Raw genomic sequence first — 1,236 nt, forward strand, 5'->3', positions numbered from 1 at the left:
GGCTGAGGGTGTCCAGGCCGGTGCTGGTGGCGCGGCTGTTGGAGCTCGATGCGGCTGGGGCGTTGACGTCGGCGCATGTGCGTGCGGGCGCGCAGGTTGGTGGGGTGACTGCGCGGACGGTGTGGCGGTGACACCCTGCCTGACTGGGCGGCAGGCAGCGGAAGCCGCATGGGATCTCCATGGGGGCAGGCCAGGCATCGCTTGCGGGCCCGAGCTCCCGGTGTCCACCGGAAGCTCCCTCCTTCATTCCAGCCGCCCACCGGCGACCACGCCGGCCGGCTACTGCGTCCGGATGCTCTGCGGACGCAGTCGGCTGTTTCTTGATGCGGCGGTCGATGTGGGCGTCACACCGGAACAGGGCACCGAACTCCGCCCACGCATCGCGATCGATCCCGGAGCCCGTCCAACTCCCGGGCCTCTCGGATCGCGGAGCTGGAGGAGAGCGGGGAAGATAGCCATGGGTATCTGACCGATGGTGGTGTCTTTCACCGGGACGAGCGCTTGTCGCCTGCCTGTGCGCGGCGTTCCGGCCCCTGCCCTGCGAGAGGACTGTGCGGCATGCCGGTTTGCAGGACGCGCGATGGCGTCGAGATCTTTTACAGGGACTGGGGGGAAGGGCGGCCTGTGGTGTTTCTTCACGGGTGGCCACTCAACGGCGATGCCTGGCAGGACCAGCTCAAGGCGGTCGCGGACGCCGGTTACCGCGGTATCGCGCACGACCGACGCGGTCATGGACGGTCCACTCCGGTGTACGACGGGTACGACTTCGACACCTTCGCCGACGACCTCGACGACATCCTCTCCCGTCTGGACCTGCGTAACGTCACCCTGGTGTCGCATTCCATGGGCGGCGGTGAGCTCGCCCGGTACATCGGCCGGCACGGCACGGAGCGGATCCGGTCCGCCGTCCTGCTCTCGTCGATCACTCCGTACCTGCTGCAAGGGCCCGACAACCCCGAGGGCGTACCGCGGTCCGAGTTCGACGGCCTCAAGGCCGGCATTCTCGAGGAGCGGTCGCAGTGCTGGAAGGACATGACCGAGGTGTTCTTCTCCACCAACCGGCCCGGCAACAAGGTCACTCGAGGCATCGAGGACGCCTTCTGGTACATGGCGATGACACAGACCATCGAGGGTGGCATCGCCTGTGTGGACGCGTTCAGTACGACCGACTTCCACGACGACCTCGGGAAGTTCGACATCCCGACCCTCGTGGTCCACGGCGGCGACGACCAGGCA

Annotated in this window: 1 protein-coding gene; it reads left to right on the plus strand. The window is 67.4% G+C overall.

The genetic code is table 11. The features are described 5' to 3' along the window. Window positions 1-558: 558 nt before the first annotated feature. Window positions 559-1,236 (plus strand): alpha/beta fold hydrolase (locus I5Q34_RS33555; protein ID WP_199896278.1); only part of this gene is annotated, 678 nt, incomplete at its 3' end.

Origin of the sequence: Streptomyces sp. AV19 (genome assembly GCF_015999245.1) — a bacterium.
In the GTDB taxonomy this organism is placed as follows: domain Bacteria; phylum Actinomycetota; class Actinomycetes; order Streptomycetales; family Streptomycetaceae; genus Streptomyces.